The sequence below is a fragment of the Niallia tiangongensis genome, assembly GCF_044704065.1.
GTDB classification, from domain to species: Bacteria; Bacillota; Bacilli; order Bacillales; family Cytobacillaceae; genus Niallia; species Niallia tiangongensis.
Genome location: NZ_CP162613.1, coordinates 316,192 through 337,027, shown reverse-complemented (window position 1 = coordinate 337,027; position 20,836 = coordinate 316,192). Strand labels below are relative to the sequence as shown.

The following is a 20,836-nucleotide window of genomic DNA, read 5'->3' as shown; positions in this document are numbered from 1 at the left end:
TACCTTAATTATCTACTCTTCTCAAAAAAATTTCATATTATGAAACTTTTTAAAACTTACTATGACATCTTGTTAGTATAACTTATGAAAACGAAAACAAAAATAAATTCGAAACTTAGGAGTGGAATTTATGAAAAAATTCAATGTACTAGTTGTCGGTGGTGGAAGTACTTGGACACCTGGACTTTTAAAAGGAATTTGCGCTCGCCAAAAAACATTTCCTATCAATAGATTAGTAATGTTTGATGTAAATGAAAATCGCCAAAAAACAATCGGTGAATTTGCAAAGATTTTATTTCAAGAAGAATATCCAGAAATTAAATTTGATTATACAGTTGATAAAGAAAAGGCATTCGCTGAAGACATTGACTTTGTCTTTGTCCAAATGAGAACTGGCGGCTATACAATGAGAGAAAAAGATGAGAAAATCCCTTTAAGCCTAGGCCTAATCGGACAAGAAACATGCGGTCCTGGAGGATTTGCATATGGAATGCGATCTATCAGCGATATGGTTCAGTTAGTTAAGGATGTTCGTGAAAAGAATAAAAATGCATGGATACTAAACTATACGAATCCTGCTGCAATTGTTGCCGATGCCCTACAACGCATTTTTCCTGAAGATAATAAAATTCTAAATATCTGCGATCAGCCTGAGAACCTGCTTCGTTCTTATGGACGTTTGTTAGATAGAGATCCAAGAGAATTTGATCCAATATATTTTGGTCTTAACCATTTTGGCTGGTTTACCCATCTATATGATCAACAAGGAAATGACCTACTCCCTGAATTAAGAGAAATGATTTTAGAAGGTGGTTTTCGCCCAGTTGATTACGAGCAACGGGATAAATCATGGTTAGAAACATATGCAATGGTTGAACAAATGGTAAGAGATTTTCCAGATTATTTACCTAATACTTATTTGCAATATTATCTATATCCAGATAAGGTTTTAAATAAGCTTAACCCATCCTATACGAGAGCAAACGAAGTAATGGACGGCAGGGAAAAACGCGTATTTGAAGAATGTAATCGAATTATTTCTGTTGGTACTGCCAAGGATTCCCATGTTGTTCATAATGATGCACATGGGGAATTCATCTTAATTGTTGCAGAATCTATTGCTTTTAATAAAGGAGATAATTTTGTAGTAATCTTGAAAAATGATGGCATAATCGAGAACTTGCCACATGATGCAATGGTTGAAGTGGCTGCAAGCTTAACAGCCAATGGACCAAGACCTTATGCTGTCGGAACGATTCCAACCTTCTATAAAGGATTAATCGAAGGACAATATGCATATGAAAGACTAACGGCTGAAGCTTATATAGAGGGATCTTATCAAAAAGCATTACAAGCCTTAACTTTAAATAGAACGGTTGTATCAGCTCTAAAAGCTAGAGAAATCTTAGATGCTCTAATCGAGGCAAATAAAGAATATTGGCCTGAACTAAAATAATTCAATATGTAAGATTAATTAATTTTATTTTTAACTTTCACAAAAAACAATTTAAACTAGAGAGCAATTTCTCTCTAGTTCCTCTTATCACGTGATGGAATGCGCTTACAATTATTTAATATTAATATCTTTTTTAGTCTTTTCTATATTTTTCTGTTAGTTTTATTAGAATTCTAAGTGGCATGCCAAGACAAACTTGCACTAAGCTTACTTCGATATTTATTGCTAAAAGAGTAGCGTTTTTATACTGATTAACACGATTTTTATTAGAGTCATTAAATTAACTTATAATTAATTATTTGAAGGGAGTCTTACCATGAAAAAAATCTTTTCTTTCGATTTTTTCCAACGAGTGGGAAAATCATTTATGGTTGTTATATCCTTATTGCCTGCTGCTGGTTTGTTAATGGGTATCGGTATAAGTTTACAATCTCCTTATCTAATGGAATACCTACCTTTTCTAGAAGCTTCTGGATGGCAAACTTTCGCTTCTTTAATGAAAGGAGCTGGGAATGCTGTTTTTTCTAATCTCGGTGTTTTATTTGCAGTAGGAATTGCCGGTAGTTGGACCGGTGGTAAAGCAGCCGCTGGAATGTCTGCATTTGTTGGCTATCTAGTAATGCACACGGTGATTGGTATCATTCTTGGTATTACACCAGAATCTGCAGCTTCTGTTCCTGGCTATACAACAGAGCTAGGTATCCCAACCCTCCAAATTGGTGTATTTAGTGGAATTATTATGGGTTTTGTTGCTGCTACGTTATATCAGAAATTCCATGATTTTGAACTACCAGAAATGTTATCCTTTTTTGCTGGAGCAAGATTTGTCCCTATCGTTACTGCTGCAGTTTCCATTGTCATTGCAAGCCTATTAGCTTTTATTTGGCCATATATTCAAGATGGAATCTTTACTTTAGGAAAAGCTCTATCTGGTGAACACACACCACCATTCTATATGTTTATCTACGGAGTTGTAGAGCGTGGGTTAATTCCATTTGGGTTACATCATATATTCTATATTCCTATTCGCTTTTCAGAAGTTGGCGGAAGCTACACAACTCTTGCTGGTCAAATTGTCTCAGGAGATACAGCAATGTATATGGCTCAATTAGCTGATAAACAAGTAAATGCTGCTGTGGAAATTACAGCTGGACGATTTATGGCTGGAAAATTCCCATTTATTTTATTTGGAATACCTGCTATTGCCTTAGCAATGTATCATATGGCTAAACCAGAAAATAAGAAAGCTGTAAGCGGATTATTATTGACTGCTGCAGGAACAGCTTTCCTAACTGGTATTACAGAACCATTAGAATTCACTTTCTTATTTGTTGCTCCATTACTTTATGTCTTCCATACTTTAATGGCTGGCCTTTCCTTTATGTTAATGTATATTTTAGACGTAAACATTGGATATGCTGGAGGAGCAGGAGTTATTGACTTTACCTTATTTGGAATACTTCCAGGGGTAGGTGAACCATGGTGGTATGTAATAATAGTAGGTTTAATTATGGCCATTATCTATTATTTTGTATTTAGGTTTGCAATCGGAAAGTGGAATCTTTTGACACCAGGCCGTGGAGATGAAAGCTCTAATAAACTCTACTCAAAAGAAGATTATAAAAATAGAGGAAAAACAAACGCTTCTAAAGAAGAAAAAGCCTTTCTAGTATTGCAAGCTCTTGGTGGAAAAGAAAACATCAACAATTTAGATGCCTGCATTACAAGACTTCGCGTTGGCATAATTGATAAGTCACAAGTAAATCATGAACAACTAAAGCTACTTGGAGCAAAGGGTGTCCTAGATGTAGGAAACGGAATTCAGGCTATTTTTGGTCCTACATCTGAAGTACTAAAAAACCAAATTATTGATATCATTGATCAAAACGAAACAGCATAAATTTTTATCTTACTTTATCGAAAAAGGCTTTCCCAAAGTTCTATGCTTTGAGAAAACCTTTTTTCGATCATTTTTATATTATTTCATAGATACATTAAAGTGCAGGGCACAACCGTATTTTGACTGCTGGAATGTTTTCTCTACATAACATATGGCAAGTTCAGGGGACAAGGTTGTATCAACTACTAGATCAGCTTTAATCTTATTAATAACCTTTATTCTAGCTGTGATATAATCATCCTGATAATTTTCAAAAAAAGCACGGACATAGTTTATTTGTCCACATAGAAACTGGATAGTATATTGATTCATTTTTTCTCACACTTTATGCGGAGACATCCGAATCACTTTTTTGTCCTCCATAGCTTACTGCATTGGCTTTGTTTGCTGCTATAACAAATGGTAAATACACAAGAGTCGAGACAGCTAAACAAACAAATCCAAGTAATAGCGCAATATAGTTTCCACCTGTGCCAAGGAAGGCAATTAGAGGTCCTGGAGTAGTCCACGGTACAGAATAGGCAATTGGCGGAATTAATCCAGATACAATGGCAACATATCCGATAATAATATTAATGGCAGGGACAAGAATAAACGGCACGATTAAAATCGGATTCAATACTACTGGTAAACCAAAAATTACTGGTTCATTAATATTAAATATTCCTGGCGCAATTGATAATTTACCAATATCTCTGTAATCCTGCCTTTTCGCAACGATAAAGATAGCAATAAGTAATCCTAGCGTCATTCCAGAGCCACCATAATTCGCAAAAGCATCGTTAATCGCCCAAGTAACAGGATATGGAGCTCCCCAAGCTGTTCCATGCTCCGCAACAAAGTTAAGATTTTCTAAGTTTGCCTCTGCAAACATCGCTTCACGAATAGCAGCAATCGTATTTGGACCATGAATACCGAATACCCATAAAAGGTTGGAAACAATCGCTAATATAACAAGAGAAACGATATTTGTACCTAGACTTTTTAATGGTGTTTGAATCGCTGCATAAATAAATCCGTGCAGACCATCTGGATAAACAGCATTTATTAAAGCGTTTACAATAGCGAATAAAACCGTAATAATAATAATTGGGAATAATACCTTAAAGGAACGAGAAACAGCTGGAGGTACAGAATCAGGCATATTAATTTGCAACTTTTTCGACTTAGATAATCTGCTGAAAAGCTCTCCGACTAATAGCCCAACAATTAATGCAACAAATAATCCTTGAGCACCGACCCATTGAGTCGTTAAGAAATTTGCCCCATCTACATTTGTATACGGTGGATAAATAATGAAAAATACAGAAAGACCTGTAAGTCCGCTTAATAATTCATCAGCTTTGAGTGAAATCGCCATATTTCTGGCAACGAGGAAGACGATAAACATGGACAAAATATTAACAGATCCATTTAAAACTGGTGAGAAAACCGCTTGCAAATCTGCTAAATTTGGAAATAGTTTATGCAAAAATAAGATTTTTGCAATAAAGCCATCTGGAGCTAAAACGGCAAAGTTTAGTAAGACAATTAATGAACCTGCAAGTGTAATTGGAAAAGATAGAATAAATGCATCACGGATTGCAACTATATGCCTCTGTGAGTTTAATTTTGCTGCAACTGGCACTAATGTTTTCTCCGCAAACTTTTCAAAAGCCGCCATAAAACCCATTATATAACTCCCCCTAAATAATTATCGTTATTTTCACAGTGAAAAAATGGTTTATTTTGCAGGTTTCTCTAGTTGCAAGTTGCTTATCCGCTATGCCATTAATTCTAATGCTCTTTCTAAGACAGCCTTTCCATTCATCGTTCCATATGCTCTCATATCAATTACTTCCACTGGTACTCTTCCAGCTATAATTTCTTCTACTTGTGGTTTTTGGTAGCGAACCTGTGGCCCTAATAAAACAACATCCACTTCATGAGCCACTTTTTGGCACTCCGACACTGGCAACGCAAAAATTTCCAGTTCCATTCCTTTTTCTTTTGCCGCATCCTTCATTTTATTTACTAATAAACTTGTGGACATCCCTGCTGCACATACTAAAAGTAATTTCTTCATTTTATTCCCTCCTTATTTTTCAAACCAAAAACTATAGTTCTCTTCCTTCTGTTTCCATCACTTTCTTATACCAATAAAAGCTTTTCTTTTTTATTCTTTTTAATTCCTTTTCGTCCTGTTCCTCTCGATCAACATAAACAAAGCCATATCTTTTCTGATAGCCATTAAGCCAGCTTAATAGATCAGTGAAGGACCAAGTACAATATCCAATTAAGTCAACACCCTCATTTATCGCACTTTGGCATGCCTGTATATGGGAACGAAGATAATCAATACGGTACTCGTCATTAATCTCTCCTTCTTCTAATTGATCAAATTCACCAAGACCATTTTCCGTAATCAATAATGGTAAATGGTATCTATTCGTCAATCTCCGAAGTCCAATCCGTAGACCTTGAGGATCAATCTCCCAATCCCAGTTAGTTGTGTTTAAATAAGGATTTTTTTTGGATTTAAACAAACCTGGAATTCCATGCTCCTTTGTAGTCCCCTTTTGTCCTGTTGTATTCATCTCTCCCCCTTCTACCGCTCTGTCTACAGGATTCCTTTCTACCGTCCCTGTACGATAGTAATTAATTCCGAGAAAATCAGGACGTCCAAACGCTAATAATTCACTGTCACCTTCCTCCATCGTTGGCGCAATTCCCGCCTCACTTAATAGCTTCCACATCGTCTTTGGATACCTTCCCCAAACATAAATATCTAGCCACCAGTGATTATTAAGCTCTTCTGCATTTTCATAGGCGAGGATATTATCAGGATGACAGTCAAACGGATAAACAGGACCATAGGCAAAGCTGGGACCTATTTTTCCATCTGGCACATATCTTCTAAAAGATTGAATCGCCTTTGCATTTGCCAAATTGGCAATATGATTTGCAGCAAACATTCTTTTCTTATCCTTCACAGCTGGCGGATGCAATCCCTGATCATACCCTAAAGAAATAAAGACATTTTGTTCATTAAGTGTAACCCAATACTTTACTCGGTCACCAAAATGCTTATAAAGGAGGATGCAATATTCATTGAAATCATGGATGATTTCTCTCGATTCCCAAGCACCATACAGATCCATCAACTTTTGCGGAACATCCCAATGATAGATAGTGATAATGGGCTGAATATTGTATTTTATAAGTTCATTAATTAACTGATTGTAAAATTGTAGCCCAGCTTTATTCACTTTCCCTCTTCCATCAGGTAAAATTCGGCTCCAAGCAATAGAGAATCGATAAGCTTTCAACCCCATTTCAGCCATCAATGCGACATCTTCTTTGTAACGATGGTAATGATCGACTGCCACATCGCCATTTGTTCCTTGAAAAGTTGTTCCTGGAATTTTCGTAAAATTATCCCAGACAGATGGACCTTTTCCCTCTTCATTCCATGCTCCCTCTACTTGATAGGCTGCAGACGCTGATCCCCACAGAAAATTTTCTGGAAAGCACTCTTTCTCAGACATCTTATTCCTCCTTTCTTCTAAATTGTATACGCTTTCAAATATAATACAAGAAAAAATAAACACTTAGTATCTTTTTTCTTCAGAAGGAATTTGTTACATTTTAGTCACAACCTGTTTTATAATAAATGGAGAATATAGGAAGACTAATAATTAGAGTAGGAGGAAAAAAATTTGTTCACAAATGAAATGATCCAATCCTTTAATGATTTGGAAATGCTACTCTATAACTATGTTACAAAAAATATCGATAAGGTTATTTACATGCGTATTAGAGAATTATCTGATGAAACACACGTCTCCACATCTAGTATTCTAAGGTTTTGCCGAAAACTGAACTGTGATGGCTTTTCCGAGTTTAAGATTAAATTAAAATTATATTTAGATAGAAATGAACAAGAAAACTTAAAATCGACGAAATACTATCTTTCTGAGTTTTTGGAACGGACTATGAAGGGGAATTTCGAAACGTACATACAAGAAACAGCTGAAATGGTAATTCAATCAAATAAAGTCATATTCGTAGGAACAGGCAGTTCAGGAATTTTAGCAGAGTATGGAGCAAGATACTTTTCCAGCTTAGGAAAATTTTCTACTTTTATCAAAGATCCCTTTTATCCGATTAACAGTAAAGAATTGAAAAATAGTACAGCAATTATATTATCTGTTTCTGGTGAAACGGATCATACGCTACATCTTGCAAATCAATTAAAATTAGAAGGCTGCAACATCATCAGTATTACCAACAGCAAAAACTGCCAATTAGCAAAAATTTCCGATATCAACATTGCCTATTATGTTACAGAAGTTTATATAGGAGAATCGAATATTACATCCCAATTACCGGTAATGTATATACTCGAGGAAAGCGCTCACACTGTTAAAAAGAACAGTAAAAACCGTACAACTGAACTAGAAGCATAAAATAGGAAAAGGGAAATTCCATATTTAAGGATTTCCCTTTTGAAATTCTCGAGACCACTCATTAATTATGTTTGCATAGTTGGTGGCGGCTGTTCTATCCAATTATTTTCGATCATCAAATCTGCCCCATCTTTTGCATATTGAGCAATTTCCATCGACAGTCTTTCATAATTGAGCAAAAGGTCACTTCTTTGACTAGCTCCTCCTGCTAATGCATAATTTCCAACTCCAGAAGCGCTCAATAAACTAATATGAAACATCATTAACTTATCCGAAAATGTACGTACGGTAGAATCAGTAATCCCTTTATCCGAAGAACTCGGACTTTGAATCCCCTCATCCACTAAAGCATCCATAAACAATTTTAAATGCTTTTGGGAAATAGCTCTTCCTCTTAACATGTATGCACTTACATCTCCATTAGTAGTGGTTTGCGCAAAGGCTAATGCAATCTTCAACCCCATATTGTTCGTCTGAGAATTCATAAAAAGATGCGAAACCTCCACGGCATTTAAGGGTCTTTTTTTATGAAATAAGGAGAAACCACTTAAATATTTTTTGTTAACTATATAATCAATTTTCTTTGGAATAGAAATATAAGGTGCTCTAATTAACAAGCCTTTTTTTTCTAAAATGGAGTTCGTTAAATGATATAACTTTGAAGTATTATGTAATCCATGATGAAAAAAAGCAATCAAGTCTTCCCTTGTACTCATCGCAAGAAATCCTCCGTAAGCCACTAAACCTACTTTCGCCATTTGGTTAATATATGCTAAACAAAAGGTTTCTGTAAATAATGCAGGAGCATTTGTATTAACATCTGCTTCTGTAAACCCTTGAGGGATAGAAAAATTATCCTTTTGAAAAATCTTTATAAAACGCTTTTCTTGTTTTTGGGCAAATTGAAAAGAAAAACGAATCGCATTAGATATCTCTCGATCCTTTACATGCTGAAGCATATGCGTTAGAACCTGTTTTGACATACAATTATTCAGATAAGATGTCCACAGAGAAGCGATTTCTGAGGATGTTAATTTTATATTTGATTGGGCCACGAAGTAAAACCTCCAGAATTTACAGTGTGTTTAGTAGTATTGGCATCCTTTTTGAAAATATGCTTACCCAATCAAAAAAGTAAAACATAATGCCCTACATATTCATTATAATAAGAGAATACATACATGACGAAAATACGAACAAGGAATGATGAGAAGCTTGAAAAATATAGATATGCTGTTTCTTGATTATGCAAATGATAAAAACCTAACCGAAGCAGAGAAGGTGATCACCCATTTCCTCATCCAGAAGAAATTAGCAGGAGAGACACTAAGCATTCGAGCAGCTGCTAATGATCTATTTGTATCCACAGCAACGATTATCCGACTTTGCAAAAAACTTGGTTTTAGTGGCTATAGTGAATTTATTTACAACCTAAATTTAAAAGTAACAAAAATGCTTGATCAAGAAGTAGAATACGTAGATAGTATTCATCAACCACTGATAGATGCTGTTTCTTCCTTTAAACAAAATTATAAACAAACAATCGATTCTCTAGATGAAACAAGCATTGAACTATTTCTTGCGCAAATTAATGAAAATAAAATGATTTACTTTTATGGTGCAGGCTTTTCTACGCTTTTTTCTAGCTATTTTGCAAAAAAATTAGAGCTCTTTGGTTATTATGTTTCCAATTCAACTACAAGTGACAGTAGAGCGATTTTCCTCAATAATATTCAAAAATACAAATTACTAATTGCCTTTTCTCGCTCAGGTGAAACTGCTAAAGTACTAGAGAAAGTGCAAATCGCAAAGGATAAAGGAGTAAAAACAATCCTTTTTACCGGAAATAATAAAAGCTCAACCGCCAAAATTGCTGATATTGTCTTTACCGTCCTCGACCCTACCATTGAGTCTCAACAAGAATTCGAAGTAACCTCCTTTGAATCCAATATGTTTATGCTCATTGATTTACTTTTAATCGTAGCGATTAAAAGAGGGATTATTAAAGAATATTAATGGCCTTTACTTATTATATAGTTGAGGCTGGAACAAAACTAAATAGCCCATCTGTAAAGACGAACAATCTCTAATGTAGCTCTTAAATAAAGCTACTTTCTCATGATGGTTATCTATGTTTTTAAATATAGTCACATGTAAAAACGAAGTCGTTCCATTGCGCTACAAACACTCGATGCGCAGAGGAACAACCTAAGCCTCCTCGGCAAAGCCTGTGAGGATAAAGATTGCTCTACTTCCCGCAGGAGTCGAGTGTCTTCCGCTCCATTCCACTTCGTTTTTTAAAGTCTATTCTAAAAAATTTTTTAATAGAAAAATTTAATTATATGGAAGAACTGAGCAGTCTGAATACACGCAGACTCCTATGGGAGCTGCGAGAAAGTCCGAGACCCCGCAGGAGCTAGCGACGAGGAGGCTTGGCGCTCGCCCCATGGAAAGCGAAGTGTATTTTAGGCTGCGGATAATAGCAACAGACTTTTTTGAAACCTTCTTTCTAAAACAAAAAACACGAACAATAATGCGTCTACATAGATATTCGTGTTTATTACTAATTGAAATGCTTATGTCCCAGCCTCTTTCCTTAAAACTTTGTAACATGTTACAGGATTGAAAGACATTGTACACAATACTTGCAACCCCTTTCAAAATTACCTATTCAATTATATACTTTGGTTATTAAAAAGATATGACAACGCTTACTAACAAAGGGAGGTTTTATAGATGAAAAAGGTCGTAAATGGTCTGCAGCTCTTCGGGAAATCTTTATTTGCACCAATTCTCATTCTACCAATTATCGGTCTATTTATCGCATTTGGGAATGTTTTCGGAAACGGAAACTTAGCACAATATATTCCATTTTTAGAAAACCCACTAATCCAAAATACAGGGAAATTTATTTCTTCCTCCGCTGTATCGATTTTGCAAAACCTAGCTTTAATCTTTGCTGTCGGTATCCCGATTGGCTTAGCTAAAAAAGATAAGGGGTACGCTGCCTTAACTGGGTTAGTTACCTTCGTTATTTTCATAAATGCAATGCATCAAATATTAAGTTTGACTGGTAGCTTAGTAGCTCCAGAGCAAATGCAATTATCTGGTCAAGCAATGGTATTAAATGTTCAAGTATTGGAAATGGGTGTTTTTTCTGGAATTCTTCTAGGTGCCCTAGTTGGAATTTTGCACAATAAATACTGTGACACAGAATTCAAAGGTGTTATGGCTATTTACTCTGGACATCGCTTCGTTGCTATTTTAGCCATTCCTAGTGCCATGATTTTAGGAGCACTTGCCGCAGAATTTTGGCCATTCGTACAAGATGGTATTACAGCTATTGCGAGCGGCATTAAAAATTTGGGGGTAGTTGGCTTACTTATTTATGGATTCTTAGAAAGAATTCTCATCCCAACTGGTTTACATCACTTAGTTTATACTCCATTCCTTTACACAGAATTAGGTGGAGTTGCAAATATCGGAAACGAAATTATTTATGGAGCTAGAAATATCTATTTTGCCGAAATGGCAGATTCAAGCATTAAAGTTTTAAGCAGTACGGTTAACTGGGACGCTCGCGGGTTAAGTAAAATGTTTGGACTTATGGGAGCAGCACTAGCAATGTACGTAACTGCAGATAAAAAGAAGAAAACGATCGCCAAAGCGATTCTACTTCCAGCAGCCTTTACCTCCTTCTTACTAGGAGTTACAGAGCCTTTAGAATTCGCTTTCCTTTTCACCGCACCAATCTTGTTTGTCATACACGCTGTTCTTTCTGGTGTGGGGATGATGCTCTTAAGTATCTTTAACGTACATGCAATTGGCGCAAATGGATTTATTGATTTCTTACTATATAATTTACCGCTTGGAACAACCAAGTCCAACTGGCCAATGTTTATCTTAGTAGGATTATTAATGGCAACTATCTATTTTATCCTTTTCCGCTTCCTGATTCTTAAATTGAATTTAAAAACACCAGGTAGAGAAGATGATACAGTAGCAGCTGAAACAAATGGATTAGCTAATGCAGAAGCAGCTGTATCTGGTGTAACGACAAATGATTCGCCATCAGCTTTAGGGGCAACTATTGTTCATGCATTAGGCGGAAAAGCAAATATTGAAAATGTTGATAATTGCTATACAAGATTACGCTTGATTTTAAAAGATCCAAATGCAGTAGATGAACTAACATTGAAACAAACAGGATCCAAAGGAATTATCAAATCAGGAAATAATGTCCAAGTAGTATATGGTTTAAATGTTAAATCTGTTCGAGACCAAGTAGACCAACAATTAGGAGGAATTTAAGATGAAAACATATAAATTAGCAGTTGCAGGCGGAGGAAGCACTTATACACCAGGAATTATTCGTAGCTTAATGGACCGATTAGAAGATCTACCACTTTCTGAAATTCGCTTCTACGATATTGATGGAGAAAGACAATCGAAAGTGGTTGTAGCTGCAAAGGCCGTTATTGAAGAATATACAGATAAAATTAAAGTCATTGATACAACAGATCCACAAACAGCCTTTGAAGATGTAGACTTTGTATTTGCCCAAATGAGAGTTGGAAAATATGCAATGCGTGAACTCGATGAAAAAATCCCTCTTTCTCATCATGTAGTTGGACAAGAAACTTGTGGACCAGGCGGATTAGCATATGGGCTAAGAACCATCTCTCCAATGATTGAGCTGATCGATTATGTAGAAAAATATGCTAAAGAAACAGCATGGATTGTAAACTACTCCAATCCAGCATCCATTGTGGCAGAAGGCGTTCGTAAGCTTCGACCAAATTCAAGAGTCTTAAACATTTGTGATATGCCTGTTGCAACAATGCGTAATATCGCAGCAATCCTCGGTGTCGAAAGAGAAGAATTAGATGTTGACTACTTTGGTTTAAATCACTTTGGCTGGTTTACAAGCATTAAAGTTGATGGGGTAGAAAGATTGCCAGAAATTCGTGAGCATGTATATAAACATGGATTACTAACAGAAGATGTTTCAAAAATTGACTATCGTCATGCTGATTCTTCTTGGATTAAAACCTTTAAGAATATTAAACTAATCATGGATCATTTTCCAGAATATCTGCCAAATCCATATCTACAATACTATCTGTTCCCAGATTATATTGTGGAAACTTCAAATAAGGAATACACACGTGCGAACGAAGTAATGGATGGCCGTGAAAAAACATTGTTTGAAACAGTAGATAAATATGAAGAGACTGGTATTTTAGAGGATTCCTTTGCAGTTGGTGTTCATGGAACATTTATAGTAGATGTAACAGTATCTCTTGCACAAAATCTAGGAAAAAGATATTTAGTAATGGTAGAAAACAATGGAACAATTCCAAACTTACCTGCGGATGCGATGATTGAAGTGCCTGCGCTTATTACAAGTGATGGTCCTAAACCTGAGTTTGTTGGAGACATTCCTTACTTTTACAAAGCAATGATTGACCAGCAATTAGCATCTGAAAAAATCTTAGTGGAAGCAATTGTGGAAGGTTCTTATGAAAAAGCGTTACAAGCATTCACTTTAAATAAGACCTTACCTTCTGCTAAAGTCGCGAAAGCAGTCCTTGATGATTTGATTGAAGCAAATAAAGAATTCTGGCCAACATTAACAAAAGAATATAAAGAAGGCGTACTAGTGTAAGATTATAAAAGTCCACAAGGAGTTGAGACTCTTTGTGGATTTTTTATGTTCTAATGTTGTATTGCTTTCCACTAGAAACCATCATGCAAAAACAATTCTACCACCAGTAGAATCACTATCTTTCAGCTATTCAACTAACCGTTGATAGGCATGTTTTGGCAAGTATGCTAGTATCGAATTAGACAGTGCGCACTGGAAAAGTAGAGGAGATGAGAAGTATGGTTGATTCACGAAAAATTGGGGCATATATATCAAAATTGAGAAAAGAAAAAGACCTAACACAGGTTGAATTAGCAGATAAATTAAATATCAGTCACCAAGCGGTATCCAAATGGGAAAGAGGAGAATCCCTTCCTGATATTATGACCATTCCCATTATTGCGAATGAATTGGAGGTATCTATTGATCTCTTAATGAACGCTGGAAATAAACAACCAAAACCTTCTAAGCAAATTGGAAAAATGGTTGAGCATTTATCGGCCGACCAAACCGAGGAAGTAGCGGATTTAATTAATTCAGGAGCTGCCGACATAAAGGAGCTGATTGATATCGCCCCTCTTATTAAAACTAGTCAATTAAGTAAAGTATCTGAAAAAATGGATGGAACCGCTTGGGATCTAGACACAATTGTTCATCTAGCTCCTTTTTTGTCAACAGAAGCATTAGATGAAATCGTCATACAAGCAACAAAAGAAACAATAGATTGGAAGATTGTTCAGCGAATTGCCCCTTTTGTATCTTCTAGCACCCTACAGTCAATCGCAAATCAAGTGATTAGTGACTCGATTGAACCTATAGAATTAGTCCAGCTTGCCCCCTTCTTAGATGAAGAATATCTGGACAACTTAATATGGAAAGTGCAAAATGGGCAATTAACTTGGAAGTTCATCACAAATATGGCTCCTTTTATTAGTGATACAGCTTTAAATAATCTTGTCTTGCAAGGAATAGATGACATGTATAATGAGGAACATATAATTAGTTTGGCTCCCTTTTTAGAAGAAGATACGATTGAACACTTAGTTTCAATCGCATCAAGTAAGGGGGAATGGTCTTTCATACAAAAAATGGCTCCTTTTATAGGAGAAGCTTCCTTTAATGAACTAGTGGATAAAGCAGTGAATGGAGAAATAGAATTAGAACAGCTGATTGAACTTGCTCCTTTTTTAGAAGAGGATGCTATTGATCAATTATTATCCAATATGGATGCTGATAGACTGTCTCCACAATCACTAGCAAAGCTAGCTCCTTTTATGGAGGAAAATTCTTTAGGTAGAATCGTAAAACAGTTACTTAAGTCAAAATAAATGCAGTATTATATCTTTCTAAAAAGAAACTCGTTTTCACTTCGACTTGGTCGTTCATTCCTAGGATGAACGACTTATTTCTTGCTTTCGTTCCTTTGATAAACTCCGCTTCTTCCTTCCACTCTTTAAAAATGAAATCCACCATTAATGCTCTAAATACCTATATAATGTAGATTTACTAATTCCTGTTTCTTCTTTTATTTCTTTCAATGTATATTTTTTAGACTGATACATCTCCATTGCTTTTTTTACATTTTCATCAGCTTTTCTGGGTCTACCACTTGCTTTCCCATGCTTTCTCGCATATTCCATGCCTTTTTTTGTTCTTTCCCGAATAATCTCATTCTGGAACTCTATTAAATAGGACAGCATTTCAGTTAATGAATATTCATTCTTTCTTTCTGTATCAATGTCTTCCTTTATAGACTGCAGATAAGCACCTTTGTTCTCAAGTATCTCTAATAACTCCATCAAGTGCCTACTCGAATCTGCTATTGTAAATAACTGTGCTACAACAATCTTGTCTCCTTTTATTAAAGAGGATACTACTTCCGATAGCTTTGATCTATTTTTTGCCGAATCATGTTCTTCTTGATACACTTGCTCGCATATAGGTTTAAGTGTTTTTAACTGCTGCTCGCAGCTAGTATCTGCAATAGTAGGTCGCATATAACCATATTTCATCTTAATTGCCTCCAACATTATCTATTCTCATTATTATAGATAGAAATTCTCTTCTTGTAAAAACTTTCCCAAAACATATTCCTTTTTGGGAAAAATCATGGTAGACTACTTTGTATCAAACAGAAAGATATTGAGGTGAATCATTTGATTGAAAAAATAAAAAGGGATTGGTTTTCAAATATCCGTGGGGATATTTTATCAGGAATGGTCGTTGCCCTTGCATTAATACCAGAGGCGATTGCATTTTCTATCATTGCAGGGGTAGATCCGATGATCGGATTGTATGCTTCCTTTACGATGGCTGTAGTTATTTCGTTTACAGGTGGAAGACCTGGTATGATTTCGGCAGCAACAGGAGCAATGGCACTGTTGATGGGTCCTTTAGTTAGAGATTACGGTTTAGAATATTTATTTGCTGCTACAATCCTTACAGGGATAATTCAGATTCTTTTCGGCGTATTAAAAATTGCGAAACTCATGAAGTTTATCCCGAGAGCAGTGATGATTGGATTTGTTAATGCTTTAGCGATCTTAATTTTTTTGGCTCAAGTGCCACATCTTATTAACGTAACAAATATTACTTATTTATTTGTAATCATCACGTTATTAATTGTGTATATCTTGCCGCGATTTATAAAAGTCATTCCAGCACCGCTAATTGCTATTGTTATTTTAACCGCTGTTGCTATTTTTGGAAATGTAAATGTAGCTACTGTCGGTGATTTGGGAAAAATTACGCAATCATTGCCATCTTTCTTTATTCCAAATGTACCGTTTTCCTTTGAAACGTTAGCGATTATTTTTCCATATGCGCTAGCTTTATCGATTGTTGGTCTATTGGAATCCTTATTAACGGCTTCTATCGTGGATGACGCAACAGATACAGATAGCAATAAAAACAGAGAAGCAAGAGGACAAGGAATTGCTAATATCGTTACAGGATTCTTCGGCGGAATGGCTGGCTGTGCGATGATTGGTCAATCAGTTATCAATGTAAAGTCTGGCGGAAGAGGCAGACTTTCCACATTTATCGCAGGTGCCTTTCTTATGTTTTTGATAATGGTATTAGGAAGTCTCGTTGTACAAATTCCTATGCCTGTCCTAGTTGGAATCATGATTATGGTTTGTATCGGTACCTTTGACTGGTCTTCCTTCAAATATTTAGTTACTGCTCCAAAAGGAGATGCAATCGTTATGCTCGTAACCGTGATAATTGTTGTCGCAACCGATAATTTATCAATAGGAGTAATTGCTGGAGTTATTTTAAGTGCAGTCTTATTTGCTGCGAAGATCTCCCATGTGAAGATGCATAAACAGGAAACGTCGCAAGGCTACAACTATGCAGTGGAAGGACAACTATTTTTTGCTTCTGTTGATAGCTTTGTTCAAGCATTTGATACAACGATTAAAAATAAACAGATTTCCATTGATTTTACTAATTCTCATGTATGGGATGATTCTGCAGTCGGTGCCATTGATAAAATTGCGTTAAAGCTAAAGGAAAATCAAAATACAGTTACCATTACCGGCTTAGATTCTGCAAGTAAAAAGATTGTAGATAAACTTGCTGTATTTCCAAAACAAAATGCGAAACTATCTGATCACTAAATCAGAAAAAGGAGCGTAAATCATGTATTCTACTATTCTTTTAGCAATTGATGGTTCAAAAAACTCGTTAAGAGCAACAACAGAAGCAGTGAAATTAGCTTCCCTTCAGGAGAATGCTGTAATTACAGTTGTTCATGTCCTAGATATCACTCAAACGAAATATGATGTATTGCACGCTCAAGGGAAGGCTGATTTAGAACTTACTAGGCGGAAAAAATTCGTATCAATGGAAGAATACTTACAATCCAATAATATCGCTTATAAACTACTATTTCTTCATGGAGAGCCAGGCCCTACAATTGTCGAGTATGCAAATCAAAATAGCTTTGACTTACTTGTCATTGGCAGCCGCGGATTAAATTCCTTGCAAGAAATGGTATTGGGAAGTGTTAGCCATAAAGTGATCAAACGAGTAAAATGTCCAGTATTAGTTGTTAAATAAGAAAAGAGAGCTAATCAAAAAGTTAATCCTTTTTGATTAGCTCTTTTTTTATTTCCATAGCAATACTTCATGTCCGATTATCAAACATTAAGCATTAATTTTGATACAAATAAGTTTTTATTCCTGTTATATCTAGCTTTACCTTATATAATCCTCCTGATTGAGGATACTGTTTTAACTTCTCTTCATCCAAACCAGATCTTGCAGTGGTTATATATAATTCATTTAGTTTTTTTCCTCCAAATGTACAAGAAGTAACATTTGGGGCTGGCAAGAGAATTTCCGTTAATTTCTCTCCGCTCTCTGGATTCCACCTAGACACTCTTCCCCCACCATAATGAGCAATCCATAGCATTCCTTGGCTATCGATCGTCATGCCATCAGGGAATCCTTCTTCCTCTAAAAAATCAATAATCCGTTTTGCTTTTCCTAAATTTCCTGTTTCCACATCATATTCATATCGAGTTACTGTTTGAGCAGGTGTATCAATATGGTATAAATATTTATTATTACTTGTCCATGCCATGCCATTCGAAATACTTAAATGGCTTATTTTTTTCGTCAGTTTCCCAGCATTGTCCAGACAATAAAGTGCGGCATCTTTCGTCTTACCATCTCGGCACATCGTTCCTGCCCATAAACGACCGTAAGCATCGCATTTTCCATCATTAAAGCGGTTATATTCTAAATTTTGCTCTGGATCGGCAATAAAGTCTAGTTGCTCCGTTTCTATATTTAAGAAATGAAAGCCATTATCTAAGGTAACAATAAATTCTGTATCTTTTTTTATACACGGGATAATAGCCGATACTTCGCGTTCTAGTTGAACCTGTTTGTGCTCACCAGAAATATGGTTATACATATGTACTTTTTTTCCTTCAATATCTACCCAATATAAAATATTGTTTCTAAAATCCCAGCATGGTCCTTCTCCAAGCATTGCTTTTGCATCAAGCACTAGTTCTAGATCCTCTATCATATGTTTCCCCCTCCAACTATGTATAATCTATCTCCTTGTCCTATACCTTTTCTAGATAGAAAAGAAACCCATATTATTAAATTTTTATAAAAATATGCTCGTTTCTATGTTTCAATCAATCAAATTCGGGATATTATAATAAAACTAGCTCCTTTCGTAATGTAGCTCTGCTTTGGTTATGTTTTCTAGAAAACATAACCAAATTAACCTACGAATTTACGAGTAAGGCGCTAGTTTTTATTTATGGGTACTAGACTTAAATAATCTTTTATGGAATAAGCCTATCACAATCTCTCGGAAATGCGCTTGCTTCGCGAATATTCCCAAGGTTTAGGAACTTCATCATAATCCGTTCTAAACCAATCCCGAACCCTCCATGAGGGGGAATGGCATATGCAAAGGAATCGATATAAGCCTTAAATTCATTCGGATTTAGACCCTTTTCTTGAAAAGAAGCGATTAGCTCTCCTTTACGATGAATTCTTTGTCCGCCAGAGGTAATTTCACTCCCTTTATATAAAAGGTCAAAAGAATCTGTCAGCTCAGGATTTTCCTTATTTGGCATGGTATACATCGGTCTTGTTGCTCTCGGATAGTTTGTTATAAACACAAAATCACTTCCATATTTATCCTTAACATAGTTTCCGATGCATTTTTCCCCTTCTGTATTTAAATCTCCTTCTGGAGAGTCTTTTTGATATATCTCTTTTAATATAGCCTGTGCTTCTGCTAATGTCATTTTAGGGATTTCGTTCCATACTGGTATGTCGACCTGAAGTTCGTCCAGCTGCTTCTGACAATGCTCCTTCACATATTGGAAAACATATTGAAGAACTCGCTCCTCCATCTCCATTACTTCCTCCACATTTTCAATGAATCCGATTTCTACATCTAACGAAATATATTCATTTAAATGTCTAGACGAATTATGCTCTTCCGCCCTATATACAGGGGCAATTTCAAACACCCGTTCAAAGCCCGCACCTACCATCATTTGTTTATAAAATTGAGGGGATTGTGCTAAATAGGCACTTTTATCAAAATAGTTAAAGGTAAAAACATTGGCCCCACCTTCTGCTCCTTGTGAAACTATTTTTGGAGTGAAAATTCTGGTAAAACCTTCTTGCATGAGAAAATCTGTAAAACCTTTTACGAACATGGATTGAATCGTAAATATTGCGTTTATTTGTTCATGTCTTAATGATAGAACTCGATGATTCAGTAGATGATCTAAGCCTACATTCAGTTTTTTCTTATTAATTTCAAATGGCAATAAATCAGCTTCAGCTAGTACGAGAATTTCACTAACTTGAAGTTCCACTCCATTTGCTGTTTTATCTGTTTTTACAAGAATTCCAGTTACTTGAACAACACTTTCTGTCTCTATTTTCACCTGATTCTGCTCTTGCTCTAATACACATTGCAGCAACCCAGTGCGGTCTCTCAATAACAAGAAGCCTACTTTTCCTAGCTGGCGTATCTTCTTCACCCAGCCCTTTAAAACAACCTCTTTCCCAATAAATAGCTCACACTCAGAGATAAGTACCCTTTTGGAAGATTCCATATAATTATTCCTCCTAAAATTAGTAAATTATTTCGATTCATATCGTTATCATCATCATCATCCACGGTACTCACCTCCTTATTAGAAAAGCGCAGGGCACACGTTTAGGGGCGTGTGGGGTGGAGCGACCTTTCCTGAGATAACGGGTCACGAAGAGCGATAGCGATTCGATGTTGACTTATCGTAGGGAACGGTCGGGAAGCCCATCAGCCCCTGGGTGCCCGGAGCTAGACAATTAGAAAAGCGCAGGGCACACGTTTAGGGGCGTGTGGGGTGGAGCGACCTTTCCTGAGATAACGGGTCACGAAGAGCGATAGCGATTCGATGTTGACTTATCGTAGGGAACGGTTGGGAAGCCCATCAGCCCCTGGGTGCCCGGAGCTAGACAATTATGTTATGCCTGCGCTAGTTAAATTTATTCCAAAAAACACAAAAATCCGCCCCTATAAAAGGGACGGATTATCCGCGGTACCACCCAAATTGTTCCATTCAGAAACCACTTGTATCATAACGGTGATAGCCGGTTACCTCTACTAGTAGTAAAACGTTCAAAGTAACACTCACAGATGTCTTCTCCTAAGACTTTTGCACAATCTTTTCAGCTACCGACTGCTCTCTTTCGAAAAAGCTTCTTAGGATACTCCTTCTGATCAACATGTTCGCTCGATTAAATTATGTTTATTATAGACCTCTCTCTTTCCAATTTCAACCACAAAAAAAAGAAAATATAAATATTTCTGAATATGACTTTCCTTAGGAAGCATAAAGTTTACTAATACG

18 protein-coding genes and 1 other annotated feature are annotated in these 20,836 nt (G+C 36.0%); of the genes, 9 read left to right on the top strand and 9 right to left on the bottom strand.

Translation table 11 applies throughout. The features are described 5' to 3' along the window. Positions 1-130 precede the first annotated feature (130 nt). Together AB3U99_RS01735 and ptsG are read left to right on the top strand one after the other, a co-directional pair. Complete coding sequence (locus AB3U99_RS01735; protein WP_400245075.1) at positions 131-1,456, top strand: 6-phospho-alpha-glucosidase; 1,326 nt, start codon at positions 131-133, stop codon at positions 1,454-1,456. 316 nt (positions 1,457-1,772) lie between these two features. After that, positions 1,773-3,356, top strand: a complete 1,584-nt coding sequence (gene ptsG, locus AB3U99_RS01730) for a glucose-specific PTS transporter subunit IIBC (RefSeq protein ID WP_400245074.1) — start codon at positions 1,773-1,775, stop codon at positions 3,354-3,356. Positions 3,357-3,434: 78 nt separating this feature from the next. On the opposite strand, the gene AB3U99_RS01725 is transcribed toward ptsG, so the two are convergent. The 4 genes from AB3U99_RS01725 to AB3U99_RS01710 all read right to left on the bottom strand — a co-directional run bounded on the left by AB3U99_RS01725 (position 3,435) and on the right by AB3U99_RS01710 (position 6,883). Continuing rightward, positions 3,435-3,668 (bottom strand): hypothetical protein, encoded by a 234-nt coding sequence (locus tag AB3U99_RS01725; protein WP_400245073.1) that lies wholly within the window; start codon positions 3,666-3,668, stop codon positions 3,435-3,437. Positions 3,669-3,681: 13 nt separating this feature from the next. Continuing rightward, complete coding sequence (locus AB3U99_RS01720; protein WP_400245072.1) at positions 3,682-5,028, bottom strand: PTS sugar transporter subunit IIC; 1,347 nt, start codon at positions 5,026-5,028, stop codon at positions 3,682-3,684. A gap of 90 nt (positions 5,029-5,118) precedes the next feature. Beyond that, positions 5,119-5,421 carry a PTS sugar transporter subunit IIB gene (locus AB3U99_RS01715; protein ID WP_400245071.1) on the bottom strand — a complete coding sequence of 101 codons (303 nt, stop codon included), beginning with the start codon at positions 5,419-5,421 and terminating at the stop codon, positions 5,119-5,121. Between the two features lie 31 nt (positions 5,422-5,452). Next, a complete protein-coding gene (locus tag AB3U99_RS01710; protein ID WP_400245070.1) occupies positions 5,453-6,883 on the bottom strand; it encodes a glycoside hydrolase family 1 protein in 1,431 nt (476 codons plus the stop codon). A 171-nt stretch (positions 6,884-7,054) separates the two neighbouring features. Here AB3U99_RS01710 and AB3U99_RS01705 point away from each other — a divergent pair, with 171 nt between their 5' ends. Further along, positions 7,055-7,804, top strand: a complete 750-nt coding sequence (locus AB3U99_RS01705) for a MurR/RpiR family transcriptional regulator (protein ID WP_400245069.1) — start codon at positions 7,055-7,057, stop codon at positions 7,802-7,804. A 65-nt stretch (positions 7,805-7,869) separates the two neighbouring features. Here the strand turns inward: AB3U99_RS01705 and AB3U99_RS01700 are convergent, their stop codons facing one another. Further along, positions 7,870-8,859, bottom strand: a complete 990-nt coding sequence (locus AB3U99_RS01700; RefSeq protein ID WP_400245068.1) for a DUF3231 family protein — start codon at positions 8,857-8,859, stop codon at positions 7,870-7,872. A gap of 160 nt (positions 8,860-9,019) precedes the next feature. On the opposite strand from AB3U99_RS01700, the gene AB3U99_RS01695 reads away from it, so the two are divergent. The 4 genes from AB3U99_RS01695 (at position 9,020) to AB3U99_RS01680 (ending at position 14,779) form a co-directional block, all read left to right on the top strand. Further along, the gene (locus tag AB3U99_RS01695; protein WP_400245067.1) at positions 9,020-9,820 is read left to right on the top strand and encodes a MurR/RpiR family transcriptional regulator; all 801 of its coding nucleotides are present in this window, start codon (positions 9,020-9,022) and stop codon (positions 9,818-9,820) included. 720 nt (positions 9,821-10,540) lie between these two features. Continuing rightward, positions 10,541-12,115 carry a PTS transporter subunit EIIC gene (locus tag AB3U99_RS01690; RefSeq protein ID WP_400245066.1) on the top strand — a complete coding sequence of 525 codons (1,575 nt, stop codon included), beginning with the start codon at positions 10,541-10,543 and terminating at the stop codon, positions 12,113-12,115. Position 12,116: 1 nt separating this feature from the next. Then, positions 12,117-13,472, top strand: coding sequence for a 6-phospho-alpha-glucosidase (locus AB3U99_RS01685; RefSeq protein ID WP_400245065.1), 1,356 nt, complete (start codon positions 12,117-12,119; stop codon positions 13,470-13,472). A gap of 218 nt (positions 13,473-13,690) precedes the next feature. After that, a complete protein-coding gene (locus AB3U99_RS01680) occupies positions 13,691-14,779 on the top strand; it encodes a helix-turn-helix domain-containing protein (RefSeq protein WP_400245064.1) in 1,089 nt (362 codons plus the stop codon). Here AB3U99_RS01680 and AB3U99_RS01675 read toward each other — a convergent pair. Next, entirely contained in the window at positions 14,766-14,924 is a 159-nt protein-coding gene (locus tag AB3U99_RS01675) for a hypothetical protein (protein WP_400245063.1), read from the bottom strand. The two genes, AB3U99_RS01680 and AB3U99_RS01675, sit on opposite strands and share 14 nt — an antisense overlap. Further along, positions 14,924-15,463 (bottom strand): recombinase family protein, encoded by a 540-nt coding sequence (locus AB3U99_RS01670; RefSeq protein WP_400245062.1) that lies wholly within the window; start codon positions 15,461-15,463, stop codon positions 14,924-14,926. The genes AB3U99_RS01675 and AB3U99_RS01670 overlap by 1 nt, the downstream gene beginning before the upstream one ends. Before the next feature lie 144 nt (positions 15,464-15,607). On the opposite strand from AB3U99_RS01670, the gene AB3U99_RS01665 reads away from it, so the two are divergent. Both AB3U99_RS01665 and AB3U99_RS01660 read left to right on the top strand, forming a co-directional pair. Then, complete coding sequence (locus AB3U99_RS01665; RefSeq protein WP_400245061.1) at positions 15,608-17,071, top strand: SulP family inorganic anion transporter; 1,464 nt, start codon at positions 15,608-15,610, stop codon at positions 17,069-17,071. A gap of 22 nt (positions 17,072-17,093) precedes the next feature. Next, positions 17,094-17,513: a universal stress protein gene (locus AB3U99_RS01660; RefSeq protein ID WP_400245060.1), complete on the top strand. Its 420-nt coding sequence runs from the start codon at positions 17,094-17,096 to the stop codon at positions 17,511-17,513. Between the two features lie 94 nt (positions 17,514-17,607). On the opposite strand, the gene AB3U99_RS01655 is transcribed toward AB3U99_RS01660, so the two are convergent. Further along, positions 17,608-18,492 (bottom strand): SMP-30/gluconolactonase/LRE family protein, encoded by an 885-nt coding sequence (locus tag AB3U99_RS01655; RefSeq protein WP_400245059.1) that lies wholly within the window; start codon positions 18,490-18,492, stop codon positions 17,608-17,610. Between the two features lie 268 nt (positions 18,493-18,760). Next, on the bottom strand, positions 18,761-20,056 hold the full coding sequence (aspS, locus tag AB3U99_RS01650) for an aspartate--tRNA(Asn) ligase (RefSeq protein ID WP_400245058.1): 1,296 nt from the start codon (positions 20,054-20,056) through the stop codon (positions 18,761-18,763). 447 nt (positions 20,057-20,503) lie between these two features. Further along, positions 20,504-20,719 (bottom strand) — a binding site (T-box leader). Positions 20,720-20,836 lie beyond the last annotated feature (117 nt).

What these genes read in the sequence shown, in the direction of transcription:
- AB3U99_RS01710 (WP_400245070.1), bottom strand. Translation starts at nt 6,883, where the DNA reads ATGTCTGAGAAAGAGTGCTTTCCAGAAAATTTTCTGTGGGGATCAGCG.
- AB3U99_RS01725 (WP_400245073.1), bottom strand. Translation starts at nt 3,668, where the DNA reads ATGAATCAATATACTATCCAGTTTCTATGTGGACAAATAAACTATGTC.
- AB3U99_RS01660 (WP_400245060.1), top strand. Translation starts at nt 17,094, where the DNA reads ATGTATTCTACTATTCTTTTAGCAATTGATGGTTCAAAAAACTCGTTA.
- AB3U99_RS01715 (WP_400245071.1), bottom strand. Translation starts at nt 5,421, where the DNA reads ATGAAGAAATTACTTTTAGTATGTGCAGCAGGGATGTCCACAAGTTTA.
- AB3U99_RS01655 (WP_400245059.1), bottom strand. Translation starts at nt 18,492, where the DNA reads ATGATAGAGGATCTAGAACTAGTGCTTGATGCAAAAGCAATGCTTGGA.
- aspS (WP_400245058.1), bottom strand. Translation starts at nt 20,056, where the DNA reads ATGGAATCTTCCAAAAGGGTACTTATCTCTGAGTGTGAGCTATTTATT.
- AB3U99_RS01735 (WP_400245075.1), top strand. Translation starts at nt 131, where the DNA reads ATGAAAAAATTCAATGTACTAGTTGTCGGTGGTGGAAGTACTTGGACA.
- AB3U99_RS01680 (WP_400245064.1), top strand. Translation starts at nt 13,691, where the DNA reads ATGGTTGATTCACGAAAAATTGGGGCATATATATCAAAATTGAGAAAA.
- AB3U99_RS01690 (WP_400245066.1), top strand. Translation starts at nt 10,541, where the DNA reads ATGAAAAAGGTCGTAAATGGTCTGCAGCTCTTCGGGAAATCTTTATTT.
- ptsG (WP_400245074.1), top strand. Translation starts at nt 1,773, where the DNA reads ATGAAAAAAATCTTTTCTTTCGATTTTTTCCAACGAGTGGGAAAATCA.
- AB3U99_RS01675 (WP_400245063.1), bottom strand. Translation starts at nt 14,924, where the DNA reads ATGGTGGATTTCATTTTTAAAGAGTGGAAGGAAGAAGCGGAGTTTATC.
- AB3U99_RS01685 (WP_400245065.1), top strand. Translation starts at nt 12,117, where the DNA reads ATGAAAACATATAAATTAGCAGTTGCAGGCGGAGGAAGCACTTATACA.
- AB3U99_RS01670 (WP_400245062.1), bottom strand. Translation starts at nt 15,463, where the DNA reads ATGAAATATGGTTATATGCGACCTACTATTGCAGATACTAGCTGCGAG.
- AB3U99_RS01720 (WP_400245072.1), bottom strand. Translation starts at nt 5,028, where the DNA reads ATGGGTTTTATGGCGGCTTTTGAAAAGTTTGCGGAGAAAACATTAGTG.